9 protein-coding genes, 3 pseudogenes and 1 riboswitch are annotated in these 15,760 nt (G+C 71.2%); of the genes and pseudogenes, 3 read left to right on the top strand and 9 right to left on the bottom strand.

Annotated features, from left to right (window positions below; translation table 11 throughout):
- Window positions 1-111: 111 nt before the first annotated feature.
- The 9 genes and pseudogenes from E4N62_RS40715 to cobN all read right to left on the bottom strand — a co-directional run bounded on the left by E4N62_RS40715 (window position 112) and on the right by cobN (window position 11,892).
- Window positions 112-582, bottom strand: a complete 471-nt coding sequence (locus E4N62_RS40715) for a helix-turn-helix domain-containing protein (protein ID WP_230211441.1) — start codon at window positions 580-582, stop codon at window positions 112-114.
- A 191-nt stretch (window positions 583-773) separates the two neighbouring features.
- Window positions 774-2,049 (bottom strand): annotated as a pseudogene (locus E4N62_RS40710) (IS701 family transposase).
- Between the two features lie 115 nt (window positions 2,050-2,164).
- A pseudogene (locus E4N62_RS40705) lies at window positions 2,165-3,734 on the bottom strand (IS1182 family transposase).
- Window positions 3,735-3,905: 171 nt separating this feature from the next.
- Window positions 3,906-5,184: pseudogene (locus E4N62_RS40700) on the bottom strand (IS701 family transposase).
- A 69-nt stretch (window positions 5,185-5,253) separates the two neighbouring features.
- A complete protein-coding gene (locus tag E4N62_RS40695) occupies window positions 5,254-6,036 on the bottom strand; it encodes an IS630 family transposase (protein WP_230220958.1) in 783 nt (260 codons plus the stop codon).
- Window positions 5,925-6,395 (bottom strand): helix-turn-helix domain-containing protein, encoded by a 471-nt coding sequence (locus tag E4N62_RS40690; protein ID WP_230211441.1) that lies wholly within the window; start codon window positions 6,393-6,395, stop codon window positions 5,925-5,927. The genes E4N62_RS40695 and E4N62_RS40690 overlap by 112 nt, the downstream gene beginning before the upstream one ends.
- Before the next feature lie 315 nt (window positions 6,396-6,710).
- Window positions 6,711-6,944 (bottom strand): hypothetical protein, encoded by a 234-nt coding sequence (locus tag E4N62_RS40685; protein WP_230222849.1) that lies wholly within the window; start codon window positions 6,942-6,944, stop codon window positions 6,711-6,713.
- A gap of 84 nt (window positions 6,945-7,028) precedes the next feature.
- The gene (locus E4N62_RS40680) at window positions 7,029-7,895 is read right to left on the bottom strand and encodes an AraC family transcriptional regulator (protein ID WP_230222899.1); all 867 of its coding nucleotides are present in this window, start codon (window positions 7,893-7,895) and stop codon (window positions 7,029-7,031) included.
- Between the two features lie 364 nt (window positions 7,896-8,259).
- Window positions 8,260-11,892: a cobaltochelatase subunit CobN gene (cobN, locus tag E4N62_RS40675; RefSeq protein WP_230222847.1), complete on the bottom strand. Its 3,633-nt coding sequence runs from the start codon at window positions 11,890-11,892 to the stop codon at window positions 8,260-8,262.
- Window positions 11,893-11,961: 69 nt separating this feature from the next.
- Window positions 11,962-12,103: riboswitch (cobalamin riboswitch) on the bottom strand.
- Between the two features lie 92 nt (window positions 12,104-12,195).
- On the opposite strand from cobN, the gene cobG reads away from it, so the two are divergent.
- From cobG to E4N62_RS40660, 3 genes are read left to right on the top strand one after another with little or no spacing between them, the layout of a single operon-like run.
- The gene (gene cobG / locus E4N62_RS40670) at window positions 12,196-13,638 is read left to right on the top strand and encodes a precorrin-3B synthase (RefSeq protein WP_230222845.1); all 1,443 of its coding nucleotides are present in this window, start codon (window positions 12,196-12,198) and stop codon (window positions 13,636-13,638) included.
- Entirely contained in the window at window positions 13,635-14,267 is a 633-nt protein-coding gene (locus E4N62_RS40665) for a precorrin-8X methylmutase (RefSeq protein WP_230222843.1), read from the top strand. Before cobG ends, E4N62_RS40665 begins: the two co-directional genes overlap by 4 nt.
- A complete protein-coding gene (locus E4N62_RS40660; protein ID WP_230222841.1) occupies window positions 14,264-15,754 on the top strand; it encodes a precorrin-2 C(20)-methyltransferase in 1,491 nt (496 codons plus the stop codon). The genes E4N62_RS40665 and E4N62_RS40660 overlap by 4 nt, the downstream gene beginning before the upstream one ends.
- Window positions 15,755-15,760 lie beyond the last annotated feature (6 nt).

Genomic DNA, 15,760 nt, shown 5'->3' with positions numbered 1-15,760 from the left:
TGCACACCACCGGACGTGCCGGGTCGTAGGGCCGGGCATAGACGGCCAGCACGTCTTCCATCCGGGCCGCGAACTCCGCGTTCGCCCGGGGTGGGATGGTCCAGCACTTTCTCAGGTGAGGGCGCAGTTCCGTTTTTTTAAGACCCGCCCGATGGTGGAGTGGTCCAGATCGGGGATGTCCTCGGCCAGCGCGACATGTTTCTCCAGCAGCCGCAGCGACCACCGGGTATGGCCCTGGGGTGGCTGTGAGCACGCCATCGCGATCAGCCGGGCTTCGACCTCGCCGGTCACCGGCGAGGGCACCGGTGGGAGGTCGCGCTTCTTCCGCGCGATCGTGGCGTGCACATCGCCACCGGTCTCGGCGAAACGCTTGGCGACCAGCCGTAACGTCTCACCGGAGACGCCGAGCCGGGCCGCGATCACCGCCTTGGGATCCACGTCTCCCACCGAGGTGTCCAGTGCTAGCAGTACACGCGCACGCATGATCATCGAGGCCCCACGAACACCCGTGGTGGTCACCCGGACCAACTCCTCACGATCCTGCGGTGTCAACCTGACCGGCCGCTTCTTCTGTGAACCCATGACGACAGTCCTGTCCGGCAAAAGGGAAGGAGGAACCCACCAGACACCAGCCTCCCAACCAGACACGCCACAACTAAGCAGCGACGCACTACTAGTAGGCCCGTTAGGTTGCTCTGGCCTTGGGTTCTGGCTGGTGGTGGATGTTCTGGGCAGCGGGCGGTGGCAGGTGGTGCAGGTGCCGGTCCAGCAGTTCAGCAGGTCCTGGATGGCGTCGAGGATCTGGTAGAGGGTGAGTCCGCTGTATCGGCTTTGGGGACAGGCGCTGTTCGGTGAGGAAGGCGTGGGCGGCGGTGACCAGGGTGACGTGGTGGTGCCAGCCGTTCCAGGAGCGGCCCTCGAAGTGGTCCAGGCCGAGGCCGTGCTTGAGTTCCCGGTAATCGTGCTCGATGCGCCAGCGGATCTTGGACAGGCGGACCAGTTCGGTGATCGGTGTGTCGGCGGGCAGGTTGGACAGCCAGTAGTCGGTGGGTGCTTCGGCGTCCTGGGGCCATTCGACCAGCAGCGTCACCTCGGGCAGGACACCGTCCCAGTGGCCGTGCTCGGCAGTGGCGGCGGCTTGGGCCAGACGGCGGCCCTCACCCCGGCCTACCGCACCCGCAGCGCCAGAAAGCGTGAGTGCATCGGCCCGCGGGAGCCTTCACGCCAGGTCACCTCGGTGAACGCCTGCCGTCCGTGCTCCTGAGCCAGCGCTGCCACCGAGGACGGCTTGTCCCGGTAGCGGGCTGCGGCCTGCGACCGTTCCCGGACCAGGCCGGGCGGTGGGCCGCACGTCGTGCGGGTGGACCGTCACGTCCGAACGGACCGCCACGACATAGCCGATGCCCCGCTCGCTCAGACCGTCGCGGAAGTCGGCGTTCTGCCCGTAGCCGGCGTCGGCCACCACCACCGGCGGCACCAGACCCCACCCGGCCAGCTCATCGAGGATGTCCAGGGCCAGACGCCACTTCTCCCGGTGCCCGACCTCCTGCGGTATCCCGGTCTTCTGCCGCCGCACCGCATCGTCCGCCCACTCTCCTCGGGCACGAACAGCCGCCACTGCAGCGGACAGGACGCGGTGTCGGAGACCGCGTGCACACTCACCGCGACCTGGCAGTTGGCCCGCTTGCCCAGCGCCCCGCAGTACTGGCGCGCGACCGCCACCGACATCTTCCCGTCCTTGGGGAACGACACGTCATCGACCGCCCACGCCTCCGGGCCGATTCTCGGCACCATCCGCTGGGCGATCCGCCGCCGCACCGGCACCGGATCCCACGTCGACTGGTTCACGAACTGCTGCAGGTTCTGCTCGTTGCCGTCGGGCAGCCGTTCCGCCATCGGCTGGATCGACTTCCGCCGTCCGTCCAGCATCAGTCCCCGCAGGTAGCAGTCGCCCTTCGCCCGCTGATCCTTACGCGGCACCGACGCGAACACGTCAGCCACGAATAACGCCAACGTCGCCCGAGCCCGGTTCACTTCATGTGCGTCCACACCTTCAGCGTTCCCCCAAACAGGACCGACAGACAGACGTAACGGAGCCCTACTAGAAGTTCGATGAAGATCTTGGTGAGGGTTGTCCGGCCGCCAGGCCGGACAACCCCTGTGGTCATGTAGTGGCCGGTGCGATGTGCCAGGTGCCACTGGTGTGGGTGAGTCCGAGGTTGATCAGTCGGCGGAGGTTGAGGGCGGCGGCTCGGGTGTGGAGCCAGGTGTCGTTCTTGATGGTGCCGCGGTAGCGCAGGCGCCGGTTGCCGTGGTGGACGAGCCAGGCGACGGCGCGTTCGACCGGGCCGCCAGCGGCGGTAGTCGGCCCGCCAGCCGGGGTCGGTGGCGGCCTGGCGGCGAGCGGCTGTCTGGAGGTTGTGGTGGGGCCGGATGGTCAGGATGCGTCCGGCCCTGGCTTTGGTGCACCGCTCGCGCAGGTGGCATCCGGCGCATAGGTCCCCGAAAGAGGCTTTGCGTTGGTGGTGCCTGCCCGCCGGGGTCGGACAGGGCGACGGTGTGTCCGGCCGGGCAGGTCACGACGGCCGTTTCGGTGTCGATGGCGAAGTCGTCGAGGGTGAAGCCGCCGGGGACGGCAGGCCGCAGCGGGCGGGTTTGAGGAACAGCTGGTGCCCGGCCCGTGGAGGGTCTGGCGGACATCGCCGGTGGAGTAGGCGGTGTCGCCGAAGACGTCCAGCGGGTTGTCCTCGTCGGCAAGCAGGTCCAGACCGACGGCGGCCTCGTGGTGTTCGGCTCCGGAGCCGGGCCGCAGGGCGACCGCGGTGTATAAGCCGGTCTCGGGCTCGATGGCCAGGTGGGCCTTGAAGCCGTCCTGCTGGTGGCTGCGCGTCTTGTGGACGTGCCGGGCTTCTGGATCGGTGGTGGAGACCATCCGGTTGGGGCGGTGCCCCGGGTGATGCGCCAGCGTCCGTCGCGGCCGTCGGAGTCCTCGGCGGGCTCGACGTCCCGGCTTACGACCAGGGCCAGAATGCCCACCGCGTTCGCGGCTTTCTCCGAGAGTTGCTGTTCGGGCAGGTGGCCCAGCAGCCGCAGCGTCTGTGACCAGGGCGTCGACCAGTTCGGCGCGGGCCTGCTCGTCGTTCCAGGCGATGCGGGGCTTGCCGGGGTCGGTGTAGTCGTGCGCGGTGCACTGGGCAGCGGCGACTGCGTCGGCGCCGGGGACCTCGCGGATCACCGCGCGGACGGCGGCGATGATCTGGGTGACGGTGTCCTGGGTGGCGACCGCGTCGTCCAGCACGGTGGAGTCCAGTGCCCGGCGGTGCTTGCCCTTGAGGACGCCGGTGGCTTTCACGACCTCGCGCACGGCGTCGAAGATCCGGTTCGGGCGGGCGGAGCGGCCGGCGGCGGAAGTAGGCCAGCAGCGACGGGTCGAATGCCATGTCGTGAAGTCCCAGGCCGCATGCGGCCTTCCAGCGCAGGTCGCACCGCAGTTCCTGGACCGTCTCGAAGTCCGACAGCCCGTGCAGGGCCTGCAAGGTGATCGCGGCGGCCAGGATTTGTGGCGGCATGCTCGGCCGTCCGTTCACCGACGGGTACATGTCCGCGAACATCTCAGCCGGGAACAACTCGCCGCGATGCTCGGCCAGGAACGCGAACACGCTCCCGGCCGGGATCAGATCCCGGCAGGTTTCCCACACGTCCGGCCCGACGGTCTCGCCGACCCACTCGCCCATCGCCACAAGACGAGTCTGGCCCTGCCGCTGACGCGGCAGGGCCAAAACCCAAGATCTTCATGAGCCTTCTAGTAGGGCTCCGTTAGGTTGCTCTGGCTCTTGGGTTCTGGCTGGTGGTGGATGTTCTGGGCAGCGGGCGGTGGCAGGTGGTGCAGGTGCCGGTCCAGCAGTTCAGCAGGTCCTGGATGGCGTCGAGGATCTGGTAGAGGGTGAGTCCGCTGTATCGGCTTTTGGGGACAGGCGCTGTTCGGTGAGGAAGGCGTGGGCGGCGGTGACCAGGGTGACGTGGTGGTGCCAGCCGTTCCAGGAGCGGCCCTCGAAGTGGTCCAGGCCGAGGCCGTGCTTGAGTTCCCGGTAATCGTGCTCGATGCGCCAGCGGATCTTGGACAGGCGGACCAGTTCGGTGATCGGTGTGTCGGCGGGCAGGTTGGACAGCCAGTAGTCGGTGGGTGCTTCGGCGTCCTGGGGCCATTCGACCAGCAGCGTCACCTCGGGCAGGACACCGTCCCAGTGGCCGTGCTCGGCAGTGGCGGCGGCTTGGGCCAGACGGCGGGCCCTCACCCCGGCCGGCCGCACCCGCAGCGCCAGAAAGCGTGAGTGCATCGGCCCGCGGGAGCCTTCACGCCAGGTCACCTCGGTGAACGCCTGCCGTCCGTGCTCCTGAGCCAGCGCTGCCACCGAGGACGGCTTGTCCCGGTAGCGGGGCTGCGGCCTGCGACCGTTCCCGGACCAGGCCGGGGCGGTGGGCCGCACGTCGTGCGGGTGGACCGTCACGTCCGAACGGACCGCCACGACATAGCCGATGCCCCGCTCGCTCAGACCGTCGCGGAAGTCGGCGTTCTGCCCGTAGCCGGCGTCGGCGACCAGCACCGGCGGCACCAGACCCCACCCGGCCAGCTCGTCGAGGATGTCCAGGGCCAGACGCCACTTCTCCCGGTGCCCGACCTCCTGCGGTATCCCGGTCTTCTGCCGCCGCACCGCATCGTCCGCCCACTCCTCGGGCACGAACAGCCGCCACTGCAGCGGACAGGACGCGGTGTCGGAGACCGCGTGCACACTCACCGCGACCTGGCAGTTGGCCCGCTTGCCCAGCGCCCCGCAGTACTGGCGCGCGACCGCCACCGACATCTTCCCGTCCTTTGGGGAACGACACGTCATCGACCGCCCACGCCTCCGGGCCGATTCTCGGCACCATCCGCTGGGCGATCCGCCGCCGCACCGGCACCGGATCCCACGTCGACTGGTTCACGAACTGCTGCAGGTTCTGCTCGTTGCCGTCGGGCAGCCGTTCCGCCATCGGCTGGATCGACTTCCGCCGTCCGTCCAGCATCAGTCCCCGCAGGTAGCAGTCGCCCTTCGCCCGCTGATCCTTACGCGGCACCGACGCGAACACGTCAGCCACGAATAACGCCAACGTCGCCCGAGCCCGGTTCACTTCATGTGCGTCCACACCTTCAGCGTTCCCCCAAACAGGACCGACAGACAGACGTAACGGAGCCCTACTAGTAGACTGTCGCGGCTAGTTTTTGGGATAGAGGTGGCGCAGTTTGATGCGTGCGTCGTGGGTGGTGAACTGCCAGTTCACCTGACGCTGGTCGGTGTTGGTGGCGTTCTGCCAGGCTGAGAGTTCGGTGTTGAGGGTGTCGAGGTCGCTGATCCGGCGGTCGAGGCATTGCCGGGTCAGTGCGGAGAGTTCGATCTCGGCGATGTTGAGCCATGACCCGTGCTTGGGCGTGTGGTGGATCTCGAGGCGTTGGGCCAGGGCGAATGCCTCTTCGGGTTCGAACGCCTCGTACAACGAGGCGATGTTGTGGGTGTTGAGGTTGTCCATCACCAGCACCACGGTCTCGGCGTCGGGGTAGTCCACGCTCAGTAACTGTTTGACCTGGCTTACCCAGTCGATCCGGGTCCGCCGGGACAGTGCCTGAACGCGACGCCACCCGCGCAGGGGTTCGACCCACACGAAGATCGAGGACGTGCCGCAGCGGATGTACTCGCTGTCCTGGCGGGCGTCGTGACCAGGGCGGGCCGGGAGTGGGTCGCGGGCATCGCCGAGGAGCTGGTAGGGCTTCTCGTCCATGCACACCACCGGACGTGCCGGGTCGTAGGGCCGGGCATAGACGGCCAGCACGTCTTCCATCCGGGCCGCGAACTCCGCGTTCGCCCGGGGTGGGATGGTCCAGCACTTTCTCAGGTGAGGGCGCAGTTCCGTTTTTTTAAGACCCGCCCGATGGTGGAGTGGTCCAGATCGGGGATGTCCTCGGCCAGCGCGACATGTTTCTCCAGCAGCCGCAGCGACCACCGGGTATGGCCCTGGGGTGGCTGTGAGCACGCCATCGCGATCAGCCGGGCTTCGACCTCGCCGGTCACCGGCGAGGGCACCGGTGGGAGGTCGCGCTTCTTCCGCGCGATCGTGGCGTGCACATCGCCACCGGTCTCGGCGAAACGCTTGGCGACCAGCCGTAACGTCTCACCGGAGACGCCGAGCCGGGCCGCGATCACCGCCTTGGGATCCACGTCTCCCACCGAGGTGTCCAGTGCTAGCAGTACACGCGCACGCATGATCATCGAGGCCCCACGAACACCCGTGGTGGTCACCCGGACCAACTCCTCACGATCCTGCGGTGTCAACCTGACCGGCCGCTTCTTCTGTGAACCCATGACGACAGTCCTGTCCGGCAAAAGGGAAGGAGGAACCCACCAGACACCAGCCTCCCAACCAGACACGCCACAACTAAGCAGCGACGCACTACTAGGGGGTGTTTCGAAAGTCCTGTGCGGTGCCCGCGGTGTCCGGTGCGTGCTCTCGGCGTGCCGGACGAAAGCCCTCGTACTGGACGTACTTGGGGTTTCGGCCGGTGCGGCGAGAGTGCGTGCCGGGCGCCGTGGGTGCTGTGCGGGACTTTCGAAACACCCCCTAGGCGGTGGCGCTCCGACGGACGGGGAGGACCGACCGGGGCCCGCCGCCCAGGTCGCTCAAGTCGCCCGCGCGGGCCGGTCCTTGCCCGGCTCGGCCGGCGCCTCGACGGGTCCGCGGAGTCCGACCACGGCCTCGCGTGGAGCCATGCCCGACGCCCAGTGGTCCGCCACGTCCGCCTCCTCCTCCACGAAGGGCGGCTCTCCCGCGAGCACCTTCTGCGCGCGGGCCGTGTCCAGCGTGCCCGCGAGTCCGCCGAGGCCCGCCCCACGACGATCGCCTCGTGGCCCCATCTCAGGTCGACGGCGTTCCATGCCACCGGCGGACGAGAGGCGGGGGCGGGCGCACGACGGCGTGAAGTCGCCGCGCGCCGGCGCTCAGAGGGAGGCCCGCTCCACCGGGATCCACAGCTCCGCGTCGGCCCGCGCCGCGTCGGGCGAGAGCCTGGTCCGCAGGATCTCGGGGCCCGGACGGCTCCGGTACGGGGTGGACGGGAACCACTGGGTGAACACGTCCCGCCACAGATGCTGCAGCGCCTGCGGGAAGGGCCCGGAGTTCTCGAAGACCGCCCAGGTGCCGGCCGGGACGACGAGCTCGTCCATGTCCTCGGGGGCGGCGGCTCGCGTCACCGCCCCGTGGAAGTAGTCGAGCTCGGTGCCCTCGGCACGACTGGCGTCGAGATTGTCGCTGATCGCGACGATCCCCCTCGGCTCCTGGTCGGACAGGCTCTCGATCCGGTCGAGCGTCTCCTTTCCGAGGCCCCGGATGAAGTCGGCGATCGCCGGGTTCATCCCCTCGTGCACGAGCGGGACCCGGGCCTTCCTCCCGACCACCCGGAACTCCTCCTTCTCCATGACTCGGTATCGCATGCTGCTGCTCCCTTCGACGACGAGACGGAAGGACATCCGGGGCTGCGACCGCAGGCTCGCACCGGTCCGCCGGGCCTCCCCGGGGCCGACGCCGTGCAGGGCGCGGAACGCCCGTGCGAACGCCTCTCCGGAGCCGTAGCCGTAGCGCACCGCGATCTCCAGCAGCGTCCGCTCGTCGGCCAGCACCTCGGCACCGGCCACGGTCAGCCGCCGCCGTCGGACGTACTCCGACAGCGGCATGCCCGCGAGCGCCGAGAAGAGCCGCCGCAGGTGGTACTCCGACGTCACCGCGATCCGTGCCAGGTCCGCCACCTCGATCGGCTGATCGAGATGGCGTTCGATGTGCTCCATGGCCTGGTTGAGCCGCTCCAGCACCCCGGCCTCCTTCCTTTCGACCACCACGCTAGGAAGCGGCCACCCCGCCCCACCCGACATCCTGTGCCCGCTCCGGTCGGGTGGGTGACCACGCACCGCACCGCGCGCCGATCCACCAGCACCTGGACATCGGCCAGGGCGAGGTGGACCGGGACGCGGGCGAAGGAGTCGTCCGCGTTCATGCGGGACCGCATCACCAAGGAGCTGGGGTACCGCCGACGCCCAGGCGAAGGTCACCTCGACCGGCAGTCGGCGAGGCGTGGGATCAGCTCCTCGAACATGATGCGGATCTCGGTACGGGCCAGCAGACTGCCGAGGCACAGGTGCGGGGCGCGGTGGACCGCCCCGCACCCCCGCGCCGTCGTCAGCTGTCGCCGCCCTCCAGGTCGCCCTCCGTCTCCAGGTACACCTGGCGCAGCGCCTCCAGCACCGCCGGGTCGGGCTTCTCCCACATCCCGCGCGACTCCGCCTCCAGGAGCCGCTCGGCGATGCCGTGCAGGGCCCAGGGGTTGGCCTGCTGGAGGAACTCTCGGTTGGTCTCGTCCAGGACGTAGGTCTCGGTGAGCTTGTCGTACATCCAGTCGGCGATCACACCCGTGGTGGCGTCGTAGCCGAACAGGTAGTCGACGGTGGCGGCGAGTTCGAAGGCACCCTTGTAGCCGTGGCGGCGCATCGCCTCGATCCACTTGGGGTTGACGACGCGGGCCCGGAAGACCCGGGACGTCTCCTCCACCAGGGTGCGGGTGCGGACCGTCTCCGGGCGGGTGGAATCGCCGATGTACGCCTCGGGGGCCGTGCCGCGCAGCGCGCGGACCGTGGCCACCATGCCTCCGTGGTACTGGAAGTAGTCGTCGGAGTCGGCGATGTCGTGCTCGCGGGTGTCCGTGTTCTTCGCGGCCACCTCGATCCGCTTGTACGCCGTCTCCATCTCCTCGCGGGCCGGGCGGCCGTCCAGCTCCCGGCCGTAGGCGTAGCCGCCCCAGACCGTGTAGACCTCGGCGAGGTCCGCGTCGGTGCGCCAGTCCCGGGAGTCGATGAGCTGGAGCAGTCCGGCGCCGTACGTGCCGGGGCGGGAGCCGAAGATCCGGGTGGTGGCCCGGCGTTCGTCCCCGTGGGCCGCCAGGTCGGCCTGGACGTGGGCCCGGACGTGGTTGACCTGGGCCGGCTCGTCGAGCGACGCGGCCAGCCGTACGGCGTCGTCCAGCAGGCCGATGGTGTGCGGGAACGCGTCGCGGAAGAAGCCCGAGATGCGCAGGGTGACGTCGACCCGGGGACGGCCCAACTCCTCGGCCGGGACGGCCTCCAGTCCGGTCACCCGGCGCGAGGCGTCGTCCCAGACCGGGCGGACGCCGAGCAGGGCGAGGGCCTCGGCCACGTCGTCGCCGGCCGTGCGCATGGCGCTGGTGCCCCACAGCGAGAGGCCGACGGAGGTGGGCCATTCGCCGTTGTCGGCGCGGTAGCGCTCCAGCAGGGAGTCGGCGAGGGCCTGGCCGGTCTCCCAGGCGAGGCGGGAGGGGACGGCCTTGGGGTCGACGGAGTAGAAGTTCCGGCCGGTCGGCAGGACGTTGACCAGGCCGCGGAGCGGGGAGCCCGAGGGGCCGGCCGGGACGAAGCCGCCGTCGAGGGCGTGGACGGTGTGGTCGAGTTCGGCCGTGGTCGCCGCGAGCCGGGGCACGACCTCGCGGGCGGCGAACTCCAGGATGGCCGTGACCTGTTCACCGTGCTCGTCCGGTACGGAGTCCGGGTCCCAGCCCAGCTCCTCCATCCGCTCGACCAGGGCGCGGGCCTTCGCCTCCGCCTCGTCGGCGGTGGTGCGGGTCGCGGCGGACTCGTCGAGGCCGAGTGCCTCGCGCAGGCCGGGCAGAGCCTGGGTGCCGCCCCAGATCTGGCGGGCGCGCAGGATGGCGAGGACCAGGTTGACGCGGTCGGCACCGCCCGGCGGGGTGCCGAGGACGTGCAGGCCGTCGCGGATCTGGGCGTCCTTGACCTCGCACAGCCAGCCGTCGACGTGCAGCAGGAAGTCGTCGAAGCCGTCGTCCTCGGGGCGGTCGTTCAGGCCCAGGTCGTGGTCGAGCTTGGCGGCCTGGATGAGGGTCCAGATCTGGGCGCGGATCGCGGGGAGCTTCGCCGGGTCCATGGAGGAGATCTGGGCGTACTCGTCGAGGAGTTGCTCCAGGCGCGCGATGTCGCCGTAGGAGTCGGCGCGGGCCATCGGCGGCACGAGGTGGTCGACGAGCGTGGCGTGGACGCGGCGCTTTGCCTGGGTGCCCTCGCCCGGGTCGTTGACCAGGAAGGGATAGACCAGGGGCAGGTCTCCCAGAGCGGCGTCCGGGCCGCAGGCCGCCGAGAGGCCCGCGTTCTTGCCGGGCAGCCATTCCAGGTTGCCGTGCTTGCCGAGGTGGATCATCGCGTCGGCGCCGAAGCCACCGTCGTCGGCGCGGGCCGCGATCCAGCGGTAGGCGGCGAGGTAGTGGTGCGAGGGCGGGAGGTCCGGGTCGTGGTAGATCGCGATCGGGTTCTCGCCGAAGCCGCGCGGCGGCTGGATGAGGATCAGCAGATTGCCGAAGCGCAGCGCCGCGAGGACGATGTCGCCCTCCGGGTTGGCGCTGCGGTCGACGAACATCTCGCCGGGCGCCGGCCCCCAGTGCTCCTCGACGGCCGTGCGCAGTTCCTCGGGGAGTTCGGCGTACCAGCGGCGGTAGTCGGCGGCCGGGATACGGACCGGGTTGCGGGCCAACTGCTCCTCGGTCAGCCAGTCCTGGTCGTGGCCGCCCGCCTCGATCAGCGCGCGGATCAGCTCGTCGCCGTCGCCGGAGGCCAGGCCCGGCACCTCGGCGTCGGTCCCGAAGTCGTAGCCCTCCTCGCGCAGTCGGCGCAGCAGGGCGACGGCGCTGGCGGGGGTGTCGAGGCCGACCGCGTTGCCGATGCGGGAGTGCTTGGTCGGGTAGGCGGAGAGGACGAGCGCGAGGCGCTTGTCGGCGCCTGCGATGTGGCGCAGGCGCGCGTGGCGTACGGCGATCCCGGCGACGCGGGCGGCGCGCTCGGGGTCGGGGACGTAGGCCGGGAGGCCGTCCTCGTCGATCTCCTTGAAGGAGAACGGAACGGTGATCAGGCGGCCGTCGAACTCGGGGACGGCGATCTGGCTGGCCGCGTCGAGCGGGGAGACGCCCTCGTCGTTCTCCTCCCAGACGGACCGCGAGCCTGTCAGGCACAGGGCCTGGAGGATCGGCACGTCGAGGCCGGTCAGGGCGCCCGCGTCCCAGGACTCGTCGTCGCCGCCCGCCGAGGCCTCGGCGGGCTTGGTGCCGCCCGCGGCGAGGACGGTGGTCACGATGGCGTCGGCGGCGCGGAGTTCCTCGATCAGCTCGGGTTCGGGGGCCCGCAGCGACGCCACGTAGAGCGGGAGCGCGCGGGCGCCCTTGTCCTCGATCGCCCCGCACAGGGCGTCCACGAAGGCGGTGTTGCCGCTCATGTGGTGGGCGCGGTAGTAGAGCACGGCGACGGTCGGGCCGTCGGCGGTGGCGCGGGCGGTGCGCTCCAGCGGGCCCCAGGAGGGCGCGGGCGCGGGCGCGTCGAAGCCGTGGCCGGTGAGCAGGACCGTGTCGGAGAGGAAGCGGGCCAGCTGCTCCAGGTTGGCGGGGCCGCCGTGCGCGAGATAGGCGTGGGCCTCCGCGGCGATGCCGACGGGGACGGTGGAGGCGGCCATCAGCTGGGCGTCGGGGGCCTGTTCACCGGTGAGGACGACGACCGGGCGACCGTCGGCGAGCAGCAGGTCGAGGCCGTCCTGCCAGGCACGGATGCCACCGAGCAGGCGTACGACGACCAGGTCGGTGCCGTCGAGGAGCACGGGGAGGTCCTCCAGCGCGAGGCGGGAGGGGTTGGCGAAGCGGTAGGGGACCGGGCCGGCGGCCGCGCGGGCGCTGAGCAGGTCGGTGTCGGAGGTCGACAGGAGCAGGATGCGGGGCTGCGCGGAGCGCTCCCCGGACGATGGCTGCATGCGGCTGCTGGCCTTCCTCGGGGTCCGCGCCCCGGGCGGTGTCGGATCGAAGTCTCCCCGGCCCGGGCGGACCGAGCGGTACGGGGAAGGGAGTTCCTGACTCGCCCGACCCTCCTGGGACGGGCTCACAGTGGCGGGACCGCGCCGGACTCACACCGGGCTTCCTCCCCTAGGGAATGTGACGACAGACCCTAGCGCCGTGGGTGGCGTCGATGGATCGGATGATCCACCGATCAGCATAGTAAGGGTCGCCTCAAAAGGGCGGAGGATACGTCCGTTGTGCCGGTGGGTATGCTCGCCGCCATGTCCACGCCTCCCCTGCGTTCATCGTCCCAGGCCACAGCGGTCACACGGGACCGTGGCGACGCCTGCCCGGGGACGCTGCGGCTGCATACGGCGGACGACGGGGCGCTGGCCCGGGTCCGGGTGCCCGGCGGTGTGCTGGGCGTCCGCCAGGCCGAGGCGCTCGCGGAGGCGTCGCTACGGCTCGGCGACGGTGATCTTCACCTCACTTCCCGCGGCAACGTCCAGTTGCGTGGGCTGGCCGACGGCTGCGGGGGCGAGCTGGCCGAGTCGCTGGACGCGGCCGGACTGTTGCCGTCCGCCGGGCACGAACGCGTGCGCAACATCGTCGCCTCGCCCCTGTCCGGTCTCGACGGACGCGGTCTGCGCGACGTACGGCCCTGGCTGTCCGCCCTCGACACCGCGTTGTGCGCGAGCGAGGCGGCGCGGGGGTTGTCGGGCCGGTTCCTGTTCGCGCTCGACGACGGGCGCGGCGATGTGACCGCGCTGGACGCCGACGTGACCGTCCGAGCGACCGAGGACGGTGGCGCGCTGCTGAGCCTGGGGACGGCCGGGGAGAGCCTGGCGGTCCCCGGCGAGGACGCGGCCCGTGCCGCGCTGACCGCCGCCGAGACTTTCCTGGAGGCGGCGCGGGAGAGCGGGGCCCGGGTGTGGCGTGTGACCGAACTCCCCTTCCAGGACGGGCTGCTCGACCGGGTCCGGGACCGGCTGACCGCCGTCGGCGTCGACTCTGTGGGCCGGGTGCGAGACGAGAGCGGGACGACGACGGCCGCAGCCGAGGGCGGCCCGGTCCCGGGCGCCGTCGGCGACGCCCTCTGCGTGCACGCCCCCCTCGGTCGTCTCACCCCTCCCCAGTGGCGGGAGTTGAGCGCCCTCGCGGCCGCGACACCGTCCCGTGAACTGCGGCTGACGCCGTGGCGCGGGGTCGTCGTGCCCGTACCGGGCCTGAGCGAGGAGCAGGCGACCGACGCGCTCGCCCGGCTCTCGGTCACCGGCCTCGTCACCGATCCGGGCTCCCCCTGGCTGCGTGTCGGCGCCTGCATCGGACGGCCCGGCTGCGCGAAGTCCCTGGCGGACGTACGGGCGGACGCCACCGAGAACCTGACGGCGGCAGGACGCGCGGGGCTCCCCCTGTACTGGTCCGGCTGTGAGCGCCGCTGCGGCCACCCCCGGGGCGAACGGATCGACGTGGTGGCGGTGGAGGGCGGCGGCTACGAGCTCTCCCGCACCGCCCCCGGCCGAAGCCCGCGCACCGCCCCCATGGGGACCCGTCCCGACTCGCCGCCGCCCTGGGGGAGATCACCCCCTAGACCACCGAGAAGCCGCACGACACGGACCCGATGGCGCACACAACCCACACAACGCGCACGACCCGCACGACCCGCACGACCCGCACGAACGACCCCCGTACGCCGACCGAGAGCAGCGAGAAGACCACCGTGACCACCTACGACTACGAGAAGGACGGCCCGGCGATCTACCGCCAGTCCTTCGCCACCATCCGCGCGGAGGCGGACCTCGCGGCCCTGCCCGCCGACGTCAGCCAGGTCGCGGTCCGGATGATCCACGCCTGCGGAATGGTCGACCTCGTACGGGACTTGGCGTACACGCCCGACGTGGTGACCCGCGCCCGTGAGGCCCTGCGTGCGGGGGCGCCCATCTTCACCGACGTGCGGATGGTCGCCAGTGGGGTGACCCGCAAGCGGCTGCCCGCCGACAACGACGTGCTGTGCACGCTCTCCGACCCGGCGGTCCCCGAGCTGGCGGCGAAGCTGGGCACCACGCGCAGCGCCGCCGCGCTGGAGCTGTGGCGGGACCGGCTGGAGGGCTCGGTCGTGGCCGTCGGCAACGCGCCCACCGCGCTGTTCCGGCTGCTGGAGATGATCGACGAGGGCGCGCCCCGGCCCGCCGCCGTCATCGGGGTGCCCGTCGGGTTCGTCGGCGCGGCCGAGTCGAAGGACGCGCTGGCGGAGCATCCCTCGGGCCTGGAGCACCTCGTCGTACGCGGCCGTCGTGGCGGGAGCGCCATCGCCGCAGCCGCGCTCAACGCGATCGCGAGTGAGGAAGAGTGAGCGGCAAGCTGTACGGGGTGGGGCTCGGCCCCGGTGACCCGTCCCTGATGACCGTCCGGGCCGTCGAGGTCATCTCCGAGGCGGACGTGATCGCGTATCACTGCGCCCGGCACGGCCGTTCCATCGCCCGCTCGATCGCCGCGAAGCACCTGCGCGACGACCACATCGAGGAACGGCTGATGTATCCGCTGACCACGGAGACCACCGACCACCCGGGCGGCTACAAGGGCGCGATGGAGGACTTCTACGAGGAGGCGTCGGCCCGCCTGGCCGCACATCTCGACGCCGGGCGCACGGTCGCGGTCCTCGCCGAGGGCGACCCGATGTTCTACGGCTCCTACATGCACATGCACAAGCGGCTCGTGGACCGCTACGACACCGAGGTCGTCCCCGGTGTCACGTCCGTGTCGGCCGCCGCCGCCCGTCTGGGTACGCCGCTCGTCGAGGGCGAGGAGGTGCTGACGATCCTGCCGGGCACCCTGCCCGAGGAGGAGCTGACCGCACGGCTCGCCGCGACGGACGTGGCCGTGGTGATGAAGCTGGGCCGGACCTTCACCAAGGTACGGAGCGCGCTGGAGAGTTCGGGGCGGCTCGGCGAGGCCCGCTATGTCGAGCGGGCGACCATGGCCGGGGAGCGACTCGCCGAACTGGCGGACGTGGACCCGGAGTCGGTGCCGTACTTCTCGGTGGCCGTGCTGCCCAGCCAGGTCGACGCCGAACGGCCCGAGGCCCGGGAGCGGGGCGAGGTCGTGGTGGTCGGGACCGGTCCGGCCGGTCCGCTGTGGCTGACGCCCGAGACACGGGGTGCGCTCGCCGGCGCCGACGACCTCGTGGGCTACACCACCTATCTGGACCGGGTGCCGCGCAGGGCGGGCCAGGTGCGGCACGGCTCGGACAACCGGGTCGAATCGGAGCGCGCCGAGTTCGCCCTCGACCTGGCCCGGCGCGGGCGGCGGGTCGCGGTGGTCTCCGGGGGCGACCCGGGGGTCTTCGCCATGGCGACGGCCGTGCTGGAGGTCGCCTCGCAGGAGGAGTACGCGGACGTGCCGGTGCGGGTGCTGCCGGGGGTGACCGCCGCCAACGCGGCCGCCGCCCGCGCGGGCGCCCCGCTCGGCCACGACTACGCCACGATCTCCCTCTCCGACCGGCTCAAGCCGTGGGAGGTCATCGCCGAGCGGTTGCGCGCGGCGGCCGCGGCGGACCTGGTGCTCGCCCTCTACAACCCCGGTTCGCACAGCCGTACCTGGCAGGTGGGCAAGGCGCGCGAACTGCTGCTGGAGCACCGAGCGCCGGACACCCCGGTCGTCGTCGCCCGCGACGTGGGCGGCCCCGGCGAGCGGGTGCGGATCGTACGGCTGGCGGAGCTGGACCCGGCCGAGGTCGACATGCGCACGATCCTGCTGGTCGGCTCCTCGCAGACCCGGGCGGTCCGGCGCGGAGACGGCGAGGAGATCGTCTGGACGCCGCGCCGCTATCCGGAGGGATGAGCGGGG

Origin of the sequence: Streptomyces sp. MNU76, from assembly GCF_020982545.1 — a bacterium.
Classification (GTDB): Bacteria; Actinomycetota; Actinomycetes; order Streptomycetales; family Streptomycetaceae; genus Streptomyces.
This window is presented reverse-complemented; position numbering and strand designations above follow the sequence as displayed.

Bases quoted from the DNA above. Each gene is read 5' to 3' on its own strand.
- E4N62_RS40715 (WP_230211441.1), bottom strand. From the start codon at position 582: ATGGGTTCACAGAAGAAGCGGCCGGTCAGGTTGACACCGCAGGATCGT.
- E4N62_RS40690 (WP_230211441.1), bottom strand. From the start codon at position 6,395: ATGGGTTCACAGAAGAAGCGGCCGGTCAGGTTGACACCGCAGGATCGT.
- E4N62_RS40685 (WP_230222849.1), bottom strand. From the start codon at position 6,944: ATGGGGCCACGAGGCGATCGTCGTGGGGCGGGCCTCGGCGGACTCGCG.
- cobN (WP_230222847.1), bottom strand. From the start codon at position 11,892: ATGCAGCCATCGTCCGGGGAGCGCTCCGCGCAGCCCCGCATCCTGCTC.
- cobG (WP_230222845.1), top strand. From the start codon at position 12,196: ATGTCCACGCCTCCCCTGCGTTCATCGTCCCAGGCCACAGCGGTCACA.